A 19,581-nucleotide genomic window follows, 5' to 3' on the forward strand; every position below is an offset into this window, starting at 1 on the left:
TGTCATTTCAACTCTGTGAACCGGTTTCTTTTGTCTTGCCATAGTAAAAAGCCCTCCTAATGATATTTATTTTATCATAGAAGGACCTTATCGTAGTTAATTTTACAGAAAAAGTTTCACATTCTCCTTGAGGAAAATGTGTCAACTAATATTGACAATATCACAATCTCCCCAATCGGCAGACAGGGACGGCCTTCCGATGACAATTTCCATGTTAAAAAATCAAGTACATCTTCTTCCTGCAAAGCAGCAAACGCAACAGCCTTCGCCACATCCATGCAAGTGCCGCCTCCTATGCCAATAACACAACGAATCTTCTCTGTGCGGCAAAGCGCCGCACCTTCTCGTACCTTGCTAAGAAGGGGGGCAGTAACTCCCTTGAAATCCACATAGTCAATTTTCTGTTCATCAAATGCTTCTATCAGTTCATCGTAATATCCATTTTTCTGAAAGCTGCTGCCACCCATAACCAGCAGAACCTTTCCTCCAACCTGCTTGATTTCATTTAAAAATTCTTCCTGCCTGTTCTCACCAAAGATCAACTTTGTAGGCGGCGCTGTATAAATAAAGTCATTCATTCCAAATCTTCCTTTCCCAATCGCATGATGTTTTTCGTTCAAAGCAATTATAAATGCAACAACTTGTGTAATTGGCAGCGCTAACCACACACCTGCCATGCAGATAAATGATAAAAGTTATGTATCTAATTATAATAGTTTAGCAAAACATATCAGTTTAGCGTTTTTCCCATTTCAAAGGCTTTCTTAAATGCTGTCATTTCTGTCACATCGCCTTTTTCTGCCGCTCCACATCCGGCAATAATCCCCGCCTCATTCACATTCTCAAAGCAGGAGATAAATCCCCGGAATCCGGCGATTGCAGTCTGGATATATTCTTCCGTTGGAGCTGCGCTGGCTGTAATGAAATAAGCAGCCTTATTCTTCACTTCCTGTTCCCTGGCATAAAAGCGATCTATCGCTGTTTTCATCTGTGCCGTCAGGCTGTAAAAGTAAACCGGTGAAGAAATCACAAGCACATCCGCCGCAATGACCTTCTGGATCATTTCCTCGAAATCATCCTTCTCCTTAAAAACACAGTTCCCCTCATGGCTACGGCAATAATCGCAAGCTACACAGGGATGGATATTTTTATCCTTCAAATAAATCTTTTCCACCTCATGTCCGTTTTCTCTTGCTCCACGAATAAATTCATCACACAGCAGATCGGTATTTCCGTTCTTCCGGGGACTCCCCTGTAAAATCACTATTTTCTTCATAATTTATCACCTTTCTTTTCTTATTTTATCTGAAATTTTCTCCCCATTATGTCAGTTCTGCAAATGGTTTTTCTTCATTAGTAGTATGATTTTTGTATCGTCCATTTGGGGACTATTTGCTTGAAAAATGGATTACCCATTTTTCATATCCTCCCTACAGCTATTGATATAAGTCCTCGTAAGGGAAAGCAGCATTTCTCGCTGTTCCGCTGTCAGTTTTCCCATCGCATTCCGTTCGCTTTCCTGAACGCGAGATATAATTTCTTCTGCTCTTTTTTTCCTTCTTCCGTAAAATCAACCGTCTTTGTACGCCGGTCTTCTGGCAATTCTTCCAATTTTACCCAGTCTCTCCTCAAAAATGAAGTAATCACCGCATTGACTGTCTGTTTAGGTAAAAAGCAATTTTCTGCAATCTCTTTCTGTGTAGCATTCTCATTTCTACACAACTCGCTGAGAATAGAAAGACTGGTATACGATAGCCCTACTGATTTCGCATATTCTTCGTATGCCGCATTCCACTCATGCAAAAGACCGCAGTATTGTGTAATCTGGCTTTGCACGTCTTTTTTCATAATCTGCCTCCAATAAGTCCTTTTTAGTATAGTCCGAAATAAGACTAATTTGAGTATATCATTTTTGCTCATTTGTCAACGCCAAAATTACATTTTTGTAGTCGGCGCTTACTTTTCAGGTGCAAGCGGTCCATAGAAATAGCTGGCAGTCGCACCACCATCAATCAGGAAATCAGCTCCAGTAATAAAAGCTCCTTTATCGCTCATCAAAAGTTCCGCCACATTTGCAATCTCGTCCGCTGTTCCCGGACGTCCTGCCGTACATTTTGCAAACATATTTTTATAGAAATCTCCCCTTGGGCCGTTAAACTCATCAATGGCAAGTGGTGTTACCACGATTCCCGGCGAAATGGAATTGATACGCGCGCCTTTTTCGCCCCATTTCACTGCTTCCGCCATTACGCGTTTTTCATTGCAGCGCTTTGCCATTTGATACGCATGGAGCGTATCCTTGATATTCTCCGGCTGTAAGATATTGAGACTAAGCAGTTCTTCGGCAGGAGTCACCGCCAGCTGCTCATCCTCCTCCGGTGTAAGGGCAGGCATCCGGTGCCCGGACTGGCTGGAGATGGTAACGCCCACGCCGCCTGCCTGAATGACTTTTCCTACTTCCTCCAAAAGCACAGCTGTTCCGTAAAGGTCTACTTTTAGAATTGCTTCGATTGGAGCCTGACTGGGGGATACTCCGGCTGCATTTACCAGCATGGCAATCTCCCCGTATTTCTGTGCCTCTGCAATCAGGTTCTGAATGGACTTTCTGGAAGACAGATCCATCTCCATGGCGGTTACATCAAATCCTGCGTCCGCCATAATTCTTTCAATGGCTCTGGCATTCTCCAGTTTCTTATCCCCGATCACAATCTTTTTTCCATATCCCATACGGCGCGCGATGGCCATGCCAATCTGGCCTGCGCCTACTAAAATCATTACATCTTTCACAAAAATCACTCCTCTTCTGTTTAATAAGCAAAACTTATCTGGAAACGTTCTATCCATCCTTCCCAAACAAACTGTATTCGTCTCTTCCTATGTCTGCTCATTCATCATAAGGTACAAATTCGTTCAAATTTTCTCCTATACTGACTGTTGAGAAACCTTATACCGCAGCCATACACTGCCGCCATCTTTTACCTCGGCACTTTGCAGTTCAAAGCCTACTGCTTTATTGCAGGATAAGCCGTCACGTACTCCAAAAAGGGACGGCGTATCCAAAGATCCATCTGCCGCTGCTGCAATAACAAGACTCACTTCATCACACATTCCTGCCTGAATGAAAGACCAGTTCAAGATTCCACCACCGCCTAACATCAGTGTTTCAATACCAAATAGATTTTTCAGCTTGCTCATTGCCAGTTCGTAGTCCAGCGCTTCGGCTCCGGCGATAATGTAGGAAATTCCCAGTCTCCGCAGAAAATCCTTATATGCATTGGAAGCCTTTTCTGTCAGTACCTCGATCACATGAGCTGTTGTATCCACATAAGTAAGCGTGCTGTTTTTCCATCCAAGCCTGCCGGACGGATCAACGGAAACATAATACATTCCCGCCTGTTTCGCAATATAATCTCCCTCTGGCACCAAAGGTGCCTGTTCATTCAGCTCCGGCTTTTCATAAAAGGTAAAATTATCATCTGTGGTAATACGCCCCGACAGCCATCCTTGATGTTTATAATAGGGATTTTTGCCAAAGGAAATATGATAAAACACATCGCCCGCTGCATTTCCCTCTGGTGTTTCCATATAAGGCCCCATGATTTTCCCATCAAGGGAAGTCATCATGTGACAGAAAATATAAGGTCTGTTCATCCTGCACTCCTCCTACTTCATTCCATCTGTAAAAAAACGTTCCAACTTATCAAAGGGAATTTTATCCACTCTGTCATACAAATCCACATGATTGCTTCCCGGCACTACGAAAAGTTCTTTCGGCTCCGCCGCCTGTTTATAAGCATCTTCACTAAAATAGCGGGAATGTGCCCGCTCTCCAATGATAAACAAAACCGGCCTCGGTGAAATTCTGTCAATCTTACTAAGCAGAGGGAAGTTCATAAAAGACATGGAACTTGTCAATGTAAACTGTGTGATAGAGTTTGGATGATACCCTCTCGGTGTCGAATAAAACTCGCCAAATTCCCTGCCAATGGGGTCTGTATTTTCGTCAAACCCAATGGGAGCACCACGCATTGACATTCGAGGCTCATTCCCTTCAAAATCAGCATACCTTGCCTCTGCCATTGCTTCCAGTGTTTCGGTCCACATTTCCTTTGTCATAGAATCCCCAAAGCCCTGTGACATATTTCGGGAAATATCATACATACTTACCGTGGCTACTGCCTTAATACGAATGTCCACCTGCGCTGCACTCAAGGCAAAACCACCACTGCCGCAGATTCCGATTACTCCAATTTTATCCCGGTCAACAAAGGAACGGGTTCCCATGAAATCCACTGCTGCACTGAAATCTTCCACAAAAAAATCCGGTGAAGAAATATGTCTCGGCATACCGCTGCTATATCCATTAAAAGACGGATCAAATGCCAGAGCAGCAAATCCTCGTTTTGCCATCTCCTGCGCATAGATTCCGGCTCCCTGCTCTTTTACGCCACCATAAGGAGGTCCTACAATAACCGCCGGATGTCTTTTCTCCATGTTTAGATCCTTTGCCAAATACAAATCAGCAGCAATCGTAATTCCATATCGGTTTTTATAGGTAACCGGCTTTCTCAAAACCTGATTATCCAATTCAAAAATGTAATTATCTTTGTTTGTCATATCCACCATCTCCCTTATCCATTTTTATTCATGTTTCATATTCCTTTCCCAAAATGAAACAGCCTGCTCCATCCATCCTTCTGCCGGTGTTCCTGTCCCAACGCCAAAGCCATGCTGTGTATGCTTCAAAATATGACATTCTACGGGGATTCCTGCCTCTTCCATTTCTTCTGCCCGCTCCCTCACATCACGCCATGGAACAATCCAGTCCTCGGTTCCCACAATAAAATACGCCGCCGGATCGCTGGCTGTAAAATCCGGATTGCCTGCATAATAGGTATAGGCGATCATAGCTGCCGCCGGAGACAAAAGCTCCTGCGGACGGCGGATACCACCTTCACCATAGGTCACATTGCTGCACATTCTTGCCCCTGCGGAACCGCCCCACAAGGAATAATTGTCCTTCGCAACTCCTAGTTCCTCTGCGTGAGACTGAATATAATGCACAGCTGCAATTAAATCCCGGCTGGCAACCGTCTCTCCCTGGCCCACACGGTATTTCAAAACAAAGGCATTATAACCGCTTTTATTCAGCTCCATTGCAAGGGGAAAACCTTCATGCAGAGAACCCACATAATAAAAACCGCCGCCCGGACAGATTACAGCAAAAGGCTTTCCCGGCTCCCCTCTCAGGAAAAATAACCCGGTCAGTTCCTTTGATGGATCATCCTCTTTTTCCTTATCTGTATAAATATCATAGAATACCTGAAAGCCTGCATTCCTGTCGTCAATCATGCGGTTTACCCCATCCACCATAGACTGGGCATCTCTGTTTGTATGCCACAAGTGGAGTTCCGGCGCATCCCGCATGGTCATGTTCCGGGAATATCTGCGGTTCCCATCCCACGGAAAAATCAGATGTCCCCAGTTGTCAAAGGCAGGATGATCCATCACATCATAAATCCGGCTGCTAAGTGTAATATGCTCATATGCTTTATGATCTGTTTTCATTACTGATCCCTCCTCTTCTGCTTGGTTTGCTTTCTTCAAAATAGATTTGTCTGTCTGTATTTTGCAACCACCGAAAACAGGCGTTAAAAATATGAGGATTGGTATGCCTATACCTATTGAAAATTTTTTAACCATATAATTATTCTTTCAAGCACAGCAGACTGCATTCTTATTTTACCGAAGCGGTTTTTTCTTTAAAAAACTTTTTCCTTCCATCTCCACATGGCCCCTATGTCCATAGATGGTGCAACCAGCCAACGCAGTTTCCAGAGCGTTAAATTCTTCCTCCGTAAACATAACCTGAACTGCACTAAGATTTTCTAATATACGGGGTTTGTTTTTGGAGCCTGGAATCGGTACTACATTAGGATATTTGTGTAGCATCCATGCAAGGGAAATCTGTGCGTTCGTGGCATCTTTTTTTCCGGCATATTCCTGAATAATATTGAGGATTGGCTGATTGCCGGCAATATTTTCTTTTGTCAGCTGCGGCACCCAGTTTCTCACATCGTCCACCTTTTCAAATTCAGTATGGACGGTAATCTTACCGGAAAGCAGACCGCTGGCAATCGGAGAAAACGGTACAACACCAATCCCCCGTTCCAGGCAGTATGGAAAAATATCATCTTCACAATCCCGTTCCAGAATATTATAAAGGTTTTGTACAGCTGAAACCGGCGTAACCTGATCTGCCCTTTTTAGGGTATCAGCAGATACCTGCGACAATCCCCATCCGCGAATCAGTCCCTCTTCCATCAGCCGTCCCATAGCCTCCGCTACCTCTTCCACCGGAACCCGGTCGCTGACACGATGCAGGTAATACAGATCTACATAATCCGTCTGAAGCCGCTTCAGTGATTTTATCAAGTGGCTTTTTGCCACCCCATAAATATCCTGTCCTTCCTCAGTTTCTTCTGGTTTGAAATGGAACTTTGTAGCAAACACGGCTCCGCTCCGCACATCTTTTAACGCTTCGCCAAGAATCTCCTCGTTGTGGCCTTCATAATACAGCTGTGCACCATAGGCCTCTGCCGTATCAAAGAAAGTACATCCATAATCAAAAGCTGCCCGAATCGCTTCCATGCTGTACTGCCGTTCCGGAATTTTCCCATAACCGTGGGAAAAAGCCATGGTACCCATTCCTATTTTAGAGACTTCAATCGTTCCAAGTTTTCTTTTTTCCATCTGTATCCCTCCATTTTTCCAGCAATTCCCCAACTGCCATCAATCCTCTAATGTGATTGGTTCCGCATCAAAGGAATATACAACCGATTTCATATCCGCAAGATAGTAAGGCGCCATTTCTTCATAAGAATATACGTCTTTCAAAGCCGGTAATGTGTCAAACATCGCTTTCTTTGCCTCATCGGACTCATCCATTACCGCCTTTCCGGTAATGCGGATCCATTTTCCCTCTGCCATGCCGGAAATTGCAACGCTTGGATTTTCAAGCATCTGCCGGTACATCTCCTTTTGGCTGCTAGTTTCAAAATAAACCTTTCCATGATAAGCAATGACGGAATTGATCGGACGTACTCTTGCCTCAGTTCCGTCCACACTGGCATGATAAAATACCTTTGCTTTCTTTAAGAAATCAATCGTCTGACTCATAGTTTTACCTCCATTTTTTTCAAATTTTTTATAATTCTTCTCCATTGGAACGGATGACCCTCTGATACCAGAAGAAAGAATCCTTCCTGCTCCGTTTCAGACTTCCGCTGCCGTCATCATGTTTATCCACATAAATCATTCCATAACGCTTTGCCATCTCTCCGGTAGACGCGCTGATCAGGTCAAGGCAGCCCCAGGGCGTATATCCCATAAGCTCCACACCATCCTCCACTGCCAGCTTCATCTGCTGGATATGACTTCTTAAATAGTCAATCCGGTATGAATCATGGATGGAGCCGTCCGCTTCCACCGTATCTTTTGCTCCAAGTCCATTTTCTACGATCATAAGGGGAATCTGATACCGGTCATAAATTTCATTGAGGGTATACCGCAGTCCCTCCGGATCAATCTGCCAGCCCCACTCGCTGGCCTCCAGATAAGGATTTTTCAGTCCGCCTGCAATGTTTCCTCCAATTTTTTCTCCTTCATTCCCAGCACCGGTGCAGGAGGTCATATAGTAAGAAAATGTATAAAAATCCACTGTGCCATCTCTGAGAATGTCCCTATCCTCCGGCTCCTCCTTTAACTGAATATGGTGCTCCTTCCAAAAGGTCTCCGCATAAGAAGGATACTTCCCTCTTACCTGAACATCAGAACAGTACCAGTTCACCGTCCGCATTGCCTTCTGTGTTTCAAGAATGTCCTCCGGCCTGCAGGTGCGTGGATAAGTAGTCAGAAAGCAGATCATATTTCCCATTTTAAAATGCTTATAGTTCTCATGGGCCAGCTTTACAGCCATGGCAGATGCTACCAGCTGATGATGGAGAGCCTGATACCGGTCCTGCATGGTATTGGAAATCTCATTGACAGGCCCGCTGTAATCTTTCAAAAGACCCGTAGACACCAGATCCCCCACATGGGAAGTGTCCCCGCATTGATCTCATTAAAGGTAATCCAATAGGTTACCAGATGCTGATACCGCTCAAAGATGACCTTCACATAATTCATAAAATAGTCAATACATTTCCTGGACAGCCACCCGTTTCCCTCTTCCACCAGCGCATAGGGAAGTTCATAATGGGAAATGGTTACCAAAGGCTCAATGCCATATTTTCTGCACTCCAAGAATACGTCCTCATAGAATTTCAGCCCTTTTTCGTTGGGCTCTGTCTCCTTTCCCGTAGGAAAAATCCGGGTCCAGTTAATGGAGGTGCGAAAGCACCGAAAGCCCATTTCCGCAAACAGCGCAATGTCCTCTTTATAGTGATGGTAAAAATCTACCGCCTCGTGACTGGGATATAAATATTCCTTTTGCAGCTCTTTTGTAATTCGTTTTGCCTGTTCCTTTGTTCCATTGGTACAAAGATCGGGGACAGATACCCCTTTTCCATCCAGATTCCATCCGCCTTCACATTGGTTGGCCGCTACCGCGCCGCCCCACAAAAAATCTTTTTTCAGCATCATTTATCCTCCTCCTGATTCATCCCTCTGATGATCCTGGTACTTTTATCTGCATTCCCTGATTCCGCAAGAAGCTCCAGCCTCTGGAATGGCTGCATATCGGTCACGATAACCGACGTTGTAATATCATAGCCTTCGTCCATGAGCAGTTTCCTGTCAAAGCGAAGCAAAAGTTCCCCGCGCTTTACCTTTTGTCCTGCTGCCACAACAGGTTCAAACCCTTTACCATTCAGCTGAACCGTATCAAGACCAATATGTATGATCATTTCCATTCCTGAGTCCGCCTTGAATCCGATTGCGTGCTTTGTATCAAAAATCATAGTCACCGTTCCGTCACAAGGTGCATAGACCTCATTTTTATCCGGCACCACCGCAACTCCCTGTCCCAATACGCCGGAAGCAAAGGTTTCATCCTTTACCTGGGAAAGTGGTATCAAGGTTCCCTCCAGCGGGCTTGTAAACGTATCCTGAGGAATCTTCTCTGCTTCCTCCCTGTCATCCTTTTCCGTATCTGACGCTTTTTCCGTATCTGCCGCTTCTTCCGTATCTGGCGCTTCTTCCGGGTCCTCCCAGCCAAGCACCAGAGTCATCACTGCTGTCACCACCACAGAAATTACCGCAGTAATACCGGCATAAAAAATATTTTGCGGAATATCCGGCGAAATAAATTGAACCATGGAAACCAATGCCGGCGTTACCAGGGCATAATTTCTCAGTCCTACAATCCCTGCAAACAGCCCTGCTGCTCCTGCTCCTATCATGCTGGCAATAAAAGGCTTTTTCAGCCGGAGCGTAACACCATACAAAGCCGGTTCTGTAATTCCGGCTACTGCCGCTGACACGGAAGAGGTAGTGGCAAGGGCTTTCAAATCTTTGTTCCTGGTCCTCCATGCTACCATTGCCGCAGCGGATGCCTGAGCCAGATTAGACGCCAGCATGATAGGTCCCAAAATCGTATCAAATCCTATGGTTCCCAAATTCGTCAGACAGGAAGGAACCAGAGCATAGTGGATTCCTGCCATAACGATCAGCGGAGTGAGCGCAGACAACAGCATCAATGTCACGCCGCCCATTGTTTCCTGCATCCATGCCATAGAATATGCCAGTCCATTTCCAACAAAGGCTCCCGCCGGCGCTGCCACAACCAGCATAAGAGGCACACCGATCAGAAGAATCAGCGTGGGCTTAAATATCGTTTTTACCCAGCCCTTCATAACCCGGTCAAAAAATGGCTCTGTCTTACTCAGCAGCCATGTGGTCAAAAGTGCCGGAACCACTGTGGAGGAATAGGTCGTCGCTGTTACAGGAAGTCTCAAAAAGCTGGTATTCCCCTGGGCAAACATTCCAATGAGATTTGGATGGACAAGCACTGCCGTCAGCGCCATCGCCAGCCCCGGGCTGCAGCCAAACTTAGCCGCAGCTGACGCTGCCAGAATAATGGGGAGGAAATAAAATCCTGCATCTCCGATGATCTGAATGATCTGAAAGGTGGGCAGCGTATCCGAAACACCGAAAAGCTGCAGGATCGTTCCCAACAAACGGATCATACCACAGCCGATGATCATGGGTAGGATCGGTGCAATGGAACCGGAAATTGCATCAATGATTCCATTCACAATGGTTTTTAGCGTAACCTTTCGATGAACAGGCTGCTCTTTTTCCATTCCAGCCCCTGACCCAAAGGCGCCCAGTTTCATAAATTCCCGATAGCAGATGGGTACATCATTTCCAATGATCACCTGATACTGTCCGCTCTGCCTGGCCACACCAAGCACGCCTGGAATGGATTTTACGGTTTCATCCTTTGGTATCGTTTCATCATAGAGTACAAACCGCATCCTGGTCATACAATGGGTTACCGTTTTGATATTTTCCTCATTTCCTAATGCCTTTAATAATGCCTCAGCTGTTTTCGCATAATCCATAAAGATTCACCTCCCCAGTATGTTCATCACTCTGCCAGTTCAATCAGAACATCATAACTGCCGTCCAAATCGGAAATCTGTGAAAGTTCGCAATCAATCACTCCGATATTTACAAGATTTCCATACTGTTCAGAGATTTCTTCATCATCAAACAGAATGGTAAACCATGGAACATCTGTACCAATCGCAATATCGCCGTTCAGCCAGCCGTACCGTTCATCTTCTTCATCAAAAGGAAGGTTTTCTCCCATTGAACCGCAGAAATCATGAGAATATCTGCTTTCATGTACCGTCAGCGGCAGCATTTCGATAAACGCCTTGGCTGTTGTGCTGTCATTCAGGATTCCCGGAATCACCGTATCTCCAAAGTGCATATTGATTCTTGTACCCTCTTCCAAAACTCTGGTAGGCATAAACTGGTCATCCGTCTGCATCTGCGCTCCATCGGAAGCTACTCGTTTTATTTCTTTCATTTCCGTATCCTCACTTTCCTCATTTTCTGTTTCTTCGGTTCCCGGAGTGCTGGTTCCGCAGGCTGCCAGAGAAAGCGCCATAGCACACACCAACAACATTGATAAAAATTTTTTCATCTTCATCGCCTCCTATTCATGGATCTTCCATCCGTTCAGCCACTTTGCTGTTTCAGCCGCACTGTGATCAATGATCTCACTGTGTCCCAGATCCAGGCTGCTGATTGCTGCCATATCCTCCTCACTCAAAGAGAAATCCCAGATCTGTAAATTCTCCTCTATACGCTCTTTATGGATAGATTTTGGAATGATTACCACCCCACGCTGGGTATTCCAGCGGAGAACCACCTGTGCCACCGTTTTTCCATATTTCTGCGCAATCGAAGTTAAGATTTCGTTGGTAAAGATCCCATGCTTTCCTTCTGCCAATGGTCCCCAGGCTTCCGGCACTACGCCAAATTCCTTCATATTCTCCAGCGCCTCTGTCTGTTGGAAGAATGGATGCAGCTCCACCTGGTTTACCATAGGCTTAATCCGTGCATTAACACAAAGGTCAGCCAGACGCTCCGGATAAAAGTTGCATACACCAATGGCGCGAATCTTTCCTTCTTCATACAATTCTTCCAGGGCACGCCAGGAGCCATAGTAATCATTCATAGGCTGGTGAATCAGATACAGGTCGAGATAATCAAGCCCCAGCTTGTCCAGCGAAGTCTGGAACGCCTTTTTGGCATTTTCATATCCTGCATCCTGAATCCAGAGCTTTGTGGTAATGAACAGCTCCTTGCGGGGAATACCGCTTTTTTTGATTGCTGCTCCCACTGCTTCTTCATTAAAATAAGCGGCGGCTGTATCAATCAGACGGTATCCTGCTGCAAGCGCATCTCTGACTGCCTGCTCACAAACCTCTGCTTCCGGTACCTGAAAAACACCAAATCCCTCCATCGGCATTTCTACACCATTCCTTAATTTTCTTGTTTCCATTTTTCATTCTCCTTTCAACCATTCTGTTATTGCTTCTTTTGCAAAATGAACACCTGCCCCTGAAAGCGCCAGTCCATTTTTTATCTCGGAATCGGGACACATCCGTTTTATATCCTCCAGGCTGTGTCCCATGCCACTGCCTTCGTGGGTGCAAAAAGGATAAATCCTTTTCCCTTCCAGCCTGCACCCTTCTAAAAAGGTAAATACCGGCATCGGCATGGTTCCCCAATAATTGGGAAATCCTAAATAAATAACCTCATATTTTTTTACATCCGGAAGTGGATGCTTTAATGCCGGTCTTGCCTGCCTGCGTTGATCTGCTTTGGTTTCTTCCAGACATTCTGAATAATCCCTGGAATATTCTAAAAGCGGTTCTATCTTATACAGATCAGCGCCTGTAATCTCCTGTATCATCTTTGCTGCTATTTCTGTATTTCCCACTTCCAGATTGACAATGTTTCCATTCACATAATTTTCACCTGGCCGCGAGAAATACGCGATCAATTCAGCCATTTTCTATATCCCTCCTTCCTTTCTATGCCCTCATTATAATCCATCTATCCTTGACAGAGAATTTCAAAAAAGGTAGAATAGTGTCAACCAACAGTTGATACTAAGGAGGGATCATCATGCATAATGCAATGCTGGAGGTTTTTGTAGAGGTTGCAGATCGGGGCAGCTTTACAAAAGCAGCGGAAACCTTATACATATCTTCTACCGCTATTATGAAACAGATGAATATTTTAGAGGAACATCTGGGATTGCAGCTTCTCATACGGACCCCGCGGGGCATCCATTTGACCGAAGCAGGCAAATCCATTTATAAAGACGCAAAATTTATGATACAGTATTCCAAAGAAGCCATTGATCGTGCTTATCAGGCACAGGCCGCAAACCGGCAGATCATCCGAGTAGGAACCTCCGCTTTATATCCATGTAAAAATCTGATGGATCTGTGGAGTCAGATAAGCGATGAATATCCTGAATTTCGGCTGAAGGTAGTTCCTTTTGAGGATACAAACACTGGAACCGCTTACCGGGATGTGGGAAAAAAATTTGATTTAATAACTGGCAGCTATGACCCTTTCGCTGCGGATAATCGCTGCCAGTTTCTTGAATTGGGAAAACACCGTTTCTGCCTTGCTATGTCTAAAAAGCATCGTTTATCCCAAATGGAAAGCCTCTCTATGACAGACCTGTACGGAGAAACATTGATGATCATGAAACCAGGAAACAGTCCGATCAATGATCAGGTCCGTCACGATATAGAAAAAGAGCATCCACAAATTAATCTTGTAGATGCTCCACACTATTACGATATTGAAGTATTTAATTATTGTGAAGAAAATGACTATATACTGCTGACATTGGAAGGCTGGAATGATATTCACCCCTCCTTAATTACCATTCCTTTTCAGGTTCCCTATTGTATCCCATATGGCATTGTTTATTCCACGGAACCAGGGGATGGGGTACAGCATTTCTTAGATATTGTGTCATCCATTCTTCACAAGTAGACTCGTGGTTATCCCAAAGTCGGGATAATCATGGCAAGCAATGCCGGTGTTAATACACACCGGCTCGCAGAGCAGAAAATCCCTCCGTGATTTTCCGCTCCGCTTGCTTGCCTGGGGCAGCGCCCCCAAGCCCCTTTGAACACAGAATTTCATTCTGTGGCCGCGCGTTCTTACGAACGCTTTGGACCCGGATTAGCTCACCGCTGGCCGTGGTCTTTTTCTTCCAGTAATTTTGCATACTCCGTCTGCAACTCTTTGACCTTGGGCAATTTCTTAGAGTATCCTGCTTTGCGGTATACCACATAAACCTCACGGGTCTTGGCATAGTTTTCGATATAAGTGCCATAGGTCAGACCCCCTCAAAAGGAAAACGGCCTGCCGAAGCAGACCGCCTTGTACTAATTATCTGTTTTATGTTCTTTTACTGTTCAAAAACTCAACCAACTCATAGACCGTTGTTACCGGATTACTATCCCGGCAAATCACAGCAACATGATCTCTGCTTAACCGCTGAACCCGTTCTTTTGCACGTTGAATGGCCTCTGACTGATGTCCCTGCAATTCTTCAAAAACATCCTCGCTTTTTCCGTAATTCTCCAAATATCCTTTATTCTTCAAGATGTCGATCACCGCAGCAGAGTCCTTCAAATATCCACTCCGCTTTTCAAAATGGAGTAGATACCAATATTCAAATGCCGGATTGGAATATGCGATTTTATACCCGTGCTTCTTGGCATACAAAATTGCTGCCTGAAGCTCAGAATCTTTATTATCATCGCAGTCAAATACGCACCACAGCTGATCTCCGTCTTTCGGATAATAATCCGCTTGAGAAATCAAAGACTTCGCGTGTTTCACCAAATGTTCAGCTGCCTTATGCTTCGATGAAATCGGTATAATATCAACCAGGCAATTCCGTGAACGGAAATGTTTGAAATAAAGCGTTTCCGTTTCTTTACCTTCACAAATGATATAAATAATCGGTTTACGCTTACGCCGGGTAACTTTATTGGGATCATACTCTTTCCTCATCTTACTCACTCGGCGTCACCTCCGATAAAAGGGATCGCACCAAACCGTCCCTGAAGATAACCCTTGCGCACATTTTCTCCTTTTCTTGGCGAAAAAGAAGCAAGTGAATAAAGCTCTGTTGCACAAGTCCTGTCATTCTTTTCGGCAAACCAAATCTGATCTCTTCGGAAAAAATTCAAGTCGAGCAGCATTGCGTCATGTGTTGTAAAAAGCAACTGTGCGCCCTTTGTATTGATGCTCTTATCCTGAACCATTTCAATGAGCCGCCTGGTCAAAAGAGGATGAAGGCTATCTTCAATTTCATCTACAACCAAAAGCGCGCCATTCTCAAGTGCCTGCAGCCAGCCCCCGATTCGGGCAAAAAAGTGTTGTGTACCAGCAGACTCCTGCTCCATGAAAAGCTGGAAATATTCTGTTGTTCCATCTTCGTTCATGATTCGATGGGTTGTCGTAATAACCGGTATCTTTCCTTGACTATTCTTGATTGCAACATCAGTGATTCCAAGATCGGCAAACAGCAATTCTTTTAAGATACGCGCCTTCTTATCATCGCCGCTGGCAATCTGGGCAACGGTTTCTGAAGCAGCTGGTTTTTCATCCATCAGAAAGGTCAGCTTTTCGAGAAACCACCGATAAGCATTTTCCGTCTCTGGCAGATTCCAGTCATTAGAGGATACCAGATAGAGCTTGTTATCCGGCGTCCGGTTGCTCAGAGTCATTTGCTCATTTACATTTTCCCGGAACTCATATACGCCATCTTCTCTGGAAAAAATCAGAGCTTCACGGCCATTCGGCCAATGGAAAAGGTATTCTTTGTAAATCTTTTTAGCATCAAAAGAGAAACCATATGCGTAACGAACTCCTTGAAAAATAAACACGATCTCAAAAGTTGTCGCTTCTTTCATGCCGCCAAATGGCTCCCACGGCAGCTTTTGCCCCTTAGATGCCTTTGCCGCATTGCCTGCTACCATTTCCCTCATGGTCATCATTGCGTGTAGCACATTGCTCTTTCCAGCAGCATTGGCACCGTAAATCGCAAGTGCAGGCAGCAATGCTTTCTTTGCGTCTGGATGAAGCAAATATTCTTCAAATGATTTATCCTTGGAGGCCGCAAAACTGATCACGGCACTGTTTTTTATGGATCTATGATTTTCAACTGTAAACTGTATCAGCATAAATGAATACCTCCTATGCTCAGTATCCGCATTTTCAGTAATCATTATAACAGTAAAAAACGTTCAAGTCAATTTTTATAGATTGATTACGCATTTTTTCTGCAAAAATATCAATTAAATTTTCTTTTGACCCAGACCAGCTTACCGCTGGCCGTGGTCTTTTTCTTTTTCAGCATCCTGTTCTGCTTCCATTTTCAGTATCCGATCCACATTAGCCTTTGCCATTAAACGCTCCCGCATTTCCTCACGAGAATGCCGGTACTCGGCATAGATCTTTTTCTTTTCTTCCAGTAATTTTGTATACTCCATCTGCAAATCTTTAACCTTGGGCAGCTTCTTGATGCCCATCTCATCAAAAGCATTTTTGGCAGCCTGATGGAGCAGGATTTCCTCCTCGTGTTCCTCCCTGAATTTCCTAGAGTAGCCTGCCTTGCGGTATGCCACATAGACCTCACGGGTCTTGGCATAGTTTACGATGTGAGTACGCAGAACGGCAATCTCTGCCATGCGTTTCTCCGCCGCCTTGATCTGAGCCGAAAGCTCATGGTGGTGTGCCGTGGCAGCCGCAGCCTTTTCTTCCAAAACCGCGTACTCCAGCAGGTCATGCTCTGACAGGTAATTCATGGTCTGTGCCATCTGCTTCAGATTGAAAACCTTGGCCCACCTTGCATAACCAGCACCTTTTCCGGCCTGCAATTTTGCCTGAATATCCACCAGTAGATTAACCTTCGGCGGCTCTGCCTGTGTGGCCGTTTTCTTTCGTGGTGTATGCTGTTTTTTACCAGCCAGCACCGCACGGATTTCCGCTTCACTATACCCGTCTCCCAGCCGCTCGTCCATACGGGCTACATTCTTCCAGCCAGGTGCTTTCAGGCGAATGGCTTTCCCACGTCTGGATACTTCACAGCCCATTTCTATAAGCATTTTTAATAGTTCTTCAAAATCAGCAGGTTTCTGCTCCAATGCCAGGTCGATCATCATCCTGAGCTGTTCTCGATGGGATGGCTTTGCCTGATCTCCCAGCCACTTGTTATAACATTTTCCGTGGGGTTTTGGATTCTCTACAATCGACAATCCATTTTCAACGCAGATCGTATCACTCAACTTCCGAACCGCTTTGGTACTGCCCCAAAAGTTACGGAACTTCCGGTCACAGTCCGTATTAACCGCCGACCAGATGATGTGATTATGGATATGGGATTTATCAATATGCGTGCAGACCACAAAGGCGTGATTACCCTTGGTGAACCGTTTGGCAAATTCTACACCCAATCGGTTGGCTTCTTCCGGTGTGATCTCTCCAGGCTTAAAAGACTGGCGAACATGATAAGCGATCACATCATCTGCTCCTCGCGTCCGTCCGGTGGCAGCAATGTACTGGCGCTTTGCCAGCAGAAACTCTGCGTCAGCAGTCCGGCTGTCACACTCATATCCTGTGATGAGTCTGCCGTTGTCTGTCTTTTGCGGATTTGCTGCATAGTCAATGATGTCGCTGATTGCCTGGCTTTCTGTACGGCCTTTGCCAGTATGCAGCGGCATGATGCGTGTGGTTGCCATAGCAATTCTCCTCTCGAAATGTTTTTTCTAAACTCTTTGCTCCTATCGTTGAAATAAGTTCTCCAAATGGGTATAATATAGAGAAACTACCAATACCCCAAAGGAGGGATTTTATGATAGAACAACTAATTACTGAAAAATGTAAATTCCATCATGTATGGTAATACCACACATGAGACCATACATGAAACCGCACATGATGAACTTATGCCAGGCAAACATAGTCAGCTGTTAGAGTTTTGTTTGGAAGCCAAATGACAATCCCAGACAAACCAAAGAGCAGAAAACAAAAATATATTACTGTTTATTCCGAATAAACAAAGGCGCAGGATCTTGGTACACCCCATCGTCCTGCGTCTCTTTTACTTCCTATCCATACACTCTGTCCTGAATTGCAAATTTTAAATCCTGAACCTTTCCAAGCAGCCAAATCGCCGCCATCGGCAGTCCAAAAGGAGAAATCAGAAACGCCATCACCAGTGCGATGATTCCATTCTGTCTGGGACCTACAATCAGCATTACCACGCCCAAAAAGGCAATGATCGTGCTGACCAGTCCAAGCACCAGCCCGGATAAGTAAACAATCCCCACGCAAATCCAGATAAACAAAGTCAGTGCCAGAAGCACCGGAGCCATCAAAATTTTCAACAGCAGTTTTAAAAAGAACAGGACTATCCGCATTGTGATTCCTCCCTCCATCGTTCCCGAAGTTTCTGGCAGAACACTTCCACCTGTATTTCATCTTCCTTTGTCAGTTCCCGGCGCCCCTTTGTCAGCCGCAGTTCCTCACAACCCCGATAATCGGCAAGCAGAATTTCAAACAGTTCTTCCGGTGTCCGGCCAAGAATCCCATCTGCACAGTACATGGAATCCCCGTTCCATGCCACACGAAGATACCCCCGGCTGCATTTCAAGACTTCTTCCTCCGGATCGCAAGCCAGATAATCCCGGAAGATCTTCAATACCTTTTCAAAGGTCTGCATCTATTCTCACTCCTTTGCGGCAATCTATTTTCTATCTCTATTATCCGATACACACCTGCAAAACACAAGGATACGGGCAAAAAGAAAAAGCGGGGAAGGTGCAGCAAAGAAATGCCGTCCCTCCCTCCGCAAATGGGGTACAAATCCCAGTCAGGACAGTTTTGCAAGCTGGGTCAATATCTTGCTAAGCCCCTCCCAAATCTGTTCCTGTCGTTTGGATATTTCCTCCAGATCAGCATCATAAATCCGACCGGTTTCATGTACTCTGCGCGTCAGCTGATTGAGGTTATTGCTGGAGTAACGCATAAGAGAACGCAGTTCCTTTAATTCTGGCAGCTCCAGTGTTACCACATACCCATCAATGGCCATCTTCCGCAGATACGCACTCAGATTTTTCGTTCCATATTGTGCCATCTTCTCCTGAATGAGTTCCATTTCTTTCGCAGACACCCAAAACAAAACCGGCACATCCCGTTTCCGCTTCGCCATACTTACCGCTCCAGTTCTCGTTTTTTTGGAGCAGCAGGCTTATGGGCTGGTGGTTCCTGCTTGAGTTTTTGGAGGATGGAATGTTTCTCTGGCTTCTGGACAGCTTTTCTGACCTGATTTGTAAACAAGTCAAGCAATCCAGGGTTGACTTTATCCACCACCAGATAGACATTGCGGCGGAACGTTTCTTCGTCCTGCGGCATGGGAATGTTTGCCGCCCACGTCCTGTTAGCAGAGGAAATACGCCCATCTCTGTGTTTATGTGAAATCGTGTTGGCAAGGATAAACTGCACCCGCTCTGCTCCAAATTTCTCCATCACTTCTTTCACCGCAGCTTCTGTATTCAGCCGGTTGGCTCCATAATGGCCGTTGATGGCCTGTTCAATGGCAGCTTTGCAGGAAAAATTCGCCTGGTCGGACAGCCAATATGCGTCTGTTTCTCCATGCTCGGCAGCGTATGCGGCAGAATGAAGATAAACGAACAGCGGATTGAGTTCCTCCGGCTCCCTGCATACCTCATTGGCCCGACTTTCAATGCTGTCCCGGATCACATCCATATAGCCGGTCTCCAGCTTTTCAAAATAACGGTACACATCCTCCAGCGGTGAAAGGGATTCCAAGAGAGCCTGTGCCTGAGCATCGGTCAGCACCAGTTCCTCCATCGCCATCACGATGTCCTCGCGGATGGTGTACTCATAGGCATGGTTTAAGACTTCTTCCGGGGGCTGGCTTTTCAGCCAGTCCCGGAACTTGTCCTGTTCGGTAGCCATCTTTTCATAAAGGGCTGTATTCAGATCGTTGGTATTCAT

21 protein-coding genes and 2 pseudogenes are annotated in these 19,581 nt (G+C 45.4%); 1 reads left to right on the forward strand and 22 read right to left on the reverse strand.

The window, feature by feature from the left end; genetic code table 11:
• Window positions 1–116: 116 nt before the first annotated feature.
• From HW447_RS15875 to HW447_RS15940, 14 genes and pseudogenes are all read right to left on the reverse strand, one after another.
• Complete coding sequence (locus HW447_RS15875) at window positions 117–668, reverse strand: iron-containing alcohol dehydrogenase (protein ID WP_176256090.1); 552 nt, start codon at window positions 666–668, stop codon at window positions 117–119.
• A gap of 62 nt (window positions 669–730) precedes the next feature.
• Window positions 731–1,276, reverse strand: a complete 546-nt coding sequence (locus tag HW447_RS15880) for a flavodoxin family protein (protein ID WP_207714820.1) — start codon at window positions 1,274–1,276, stop codon at window positions 731–733.
• A gap of 212 nt (window positions 1,277–1,488) precedes the next feature.
• The gene (locus HW447_RS15885; RefSeq protein WP_176256091.1) at window positions 1,489–1,848 is read right to left on the reverse strand and encodes a MarR family winged helix-turn-helix transcriptional regulator; all 360 of its coding nucleotides are present in this window, start codon (window positions 1,846–1,848) and stop codon (window positions 1,489–1,491) included.
• A 108-nt stretch (window positions 1,849–1,956) separates the two neighbouring features.
• Complete coding sequence (locus HW447_RS15890; RefSeq protein WP_330589235.1) at window positions 1,957–2,787, reverse strand: SDR family oxidoreductase; 831 nt, start codon at window positions 2,785–2,787, stop codon at window positions 1,957–1,959.
• 135 nt (window positions 2,788–2,922) lie between these two features.
• Entirely contained in the window at window positions 2,923–3,651 is a 729-nt protein-coding gene (locus tag HW447_RS15895; protein WP_176256093.1) for a dihydrofolate reductase family protein, read from the reverse strand.
• A gap of 12 nt (window positions 3,652–3,663) precedes the next feature.
• Window positions 3,664–4,617, reverse strand: a complete 954-nt coding sequence (locus HW447_RS15900; protein WP_207714821.1) for an alpha/beta hydrolase — start codon at window positions 4,615–4,617, stop codon at window positions 3,664–3,666.
• A gap of 24 nt (window positions 4,618–4,641) precedes the next feature.
• Entirely contained in the window at window positions 4,642–5,568 is a 927-nt protein-coding gene (locus tag HW447_RS15905; RefSeq protein ID WP_176256095.1) for an alpha/beta hydrolase, read from the reverse strand.
• A 174-nt stretch (window positions 5,569–5,742) separates the two neighbouring features.
• Window positions 5,743–6,753 (reverse strand): aldo/keto reductase, encoded by a 1,011-nt coding sequence (locus tag HW447_RS15910; protein ID WP_176256096.1) that lies wholly within the window; start codon window positions 6,751–6,753, stop codon window positions 5,743–5,745.
• Between the two features lie 39 nt (window positions 6,754–6,792).
• Window positions 6,793–7,179 (reverse strand): pyridoxamine 5'-phosphate oxidase family protein, encoded by a 387-nt coding sequence (locus tag HW447_RS15915; RefSeq protein WP_176256097.1) that lies wholly within the window; start codon window positions 7,177–7,179, stop codon window positions 6,793–6,795.
• Between the two features lie 28 nt (window positions 7,180–7,207).
• A pseudogene (locus HW447_RS18505) lies at window positions 7,208–8,643 on the reverse strand (glycoside hydrolase family 1 protein).
• The gene (locus tag HW447_RS15925; protein ID WP_176256098.1) at window positions 8,640–10,565 is read right to left on the reverse strand and encodes a beta-glucoside-specific PTS transporter subunit IIABC; all 1,926 of its coding nucleotides are present in this window, start codon (window positions 10,563–10,565) and stop codon (window positions 8,640–8,642) included. The pseudogene HW447_RS18505 and the gene HW447_RS15925 overlap by 4 nt, the downstream one beginning before the upstream one ends.
• Before the next feature lie 26 nt (window positions 10,566–10,591).
• Window positions 10,592–11,155 carry a cyclophilin-like fold protein gene (locus HW447_RS15930; protein ID WP_207714822.1) on the reverse strand — a complete coding sequence of 188 codons (564 nt, stop codon included), beginning with the start codon at window positions 11,153–11,155 and terminating at the stop codon, window positions 10,592–10,594.
• A gap of 12 nt (window positions 11,156–11,167) precedes the next feature.
• Window positions 11,168–12,019 carry an aldo/keto reductase gene (locus HW447_RS15935; RefSeq protein WP_176256099.1) on the reverse strand — a complete coding sequence of 284 codons (852 nt, stop codon included), beginning with the start codon at window positions 12,017–12,019 and terminating at the stop codon, window positions 11,168–11,170.
• 3 nt (window positions 12,020–12,022) lie between these two features.
• Window positions 12,023–12,532 (reverse strand): flavodoxin, encoded by a 510-nt coding sequence (locus tag HW447_RS15940; RefSeq protein WP_176256100.1) that lies wholly within the window; start codon window positions 12,530–12,532, stop codon window positions 12,023–12,025.
• Window positions 12,533–12,648: 116 nt separating this feature from the next.
• On the opposite strand from HW447_RS15940, the gene HW447_RS15945 reads away from it, so the two are divergent.
• Window positions 12,649–13,536: a LysR family transcriptional regulator gene (locus HW447_RS15945; RefSeq protein WP_176256101.1), complete on the forward strand. Its 888-nt coding sequence runs from the start codon at window positions 12,649–12,651 to the stop codon at window positions 13,534–13,536.
• Between the two features lie 215 nt (window positions 13,537–13,751).
• On the opposite strand, the pseudogene HW447_RS18450 reads toward HW447_RS15945, so the two are convergent.
• From HW447_RS18450 to HW447_RS15985, 8 genes and pseudogenes are all read right to left on the reverse strand, one after another.
• Window positions 13,752–13,877 (reverse strand): annotated as a pseudogene (locus tag HW447_RS18450) (relaxase/mobilization nuclease); the annotation flags it as partial.
• Between the two features lie 70 nt (window positions 13,878–13,947).
• On the reverse strand, window positions 13,948–14,568 hold the full coding sequence (locus HW447_RS15955) for an RloB family protein (protein WP_243176327.1): 621 nt from the start codon (window positions 14,566–14,568) through the stop codon (window positions 13,948–13,950).
• 5 nt (window positions 14,569–14,573) lie between these two features.
• On the reverse strand, window positions 14,574–15,743 hold the full coding sequence (locus tag HW447_RS15960) for an AAA family ATPase (RefSeq protein WP_176256103.1): 1,170 nt from the start codon (window positions 15,741–15,743) through the stop codon (window positions 14,574–14,576).
• A 141-nt stretch (window positions 15,744–15,884) separates the two neighbouring features.
• The gene (locus HW447_RS15965; RefSeq protein ID WP_176256104.1) at window positions 15,885–17,300 is read right to left on the reverse strand and encodes a relaxase/mobilization nuclease domain-containing protein; all 1,416 of its coding nucleotides are present in this window, start codon (window positions 17,298–17,300) and stop codon (window positions 15,885–15,887) included.
• Between the two features lie 369 nt (window positions 17,301–17,669).
• Complete coding sequence (locus HW447_RS15970) at window positions 17,670–17,981, reverse strand: CD1845 family protein (protein ID WP_176256105.1); 312 nt, start codon at window positions 17,979–17,981, stop codon at window positions 17,670–17,672.
• Window positions 17,972–18,283 carry a hypothetical protein gene (locus HW447_RS15975; RefSeq protein ID WP_176256106.1) on the reverse strand — a complete coding sequence of 104 codons (312 nt, stop codon included), beginning with the start codon at window positions 18,281–18,283 and terminating at the stop codon, window positions 17,972–17,974. The genes HW447_RS15970 and HW447_RS15975 overlap by 10 nt, the downstream gene beginning before the upstream one ends.
• A 150-nt stretch (window positions 18,284–18,433) precedes the next feature.
• Entirely contained in the window at window positions 18,434–18,772 is a 339-nt protein-coding gene (locus HW447_RS15980; protein ID WP_176256107.1) for a plasmid mobilization protein, read from the reverse strand.
• A 2-nt stretch (window positions 18,773–18,774) separates the two neighbouring features.
• Complete coding sequence (locus HW447_RS15985; protein ID WP_176256108.1) at window positions 18,775–19,581, reverse strand: DUF3848 domain-containing protein; 807 nt, start codon at window positions 19,579–19,581, stop codon at window positions 18,775–18,777.

Source organism: Enterocloster alcoholdehydrogenati, from assembly GCF_013282095.1.
Lineage (GTDB): Bacteria > Bacillota > Clostridia > Lachnospirales > Lachnospiraceae > Enterocloster > Enterocloster alcoholdehydrogenati.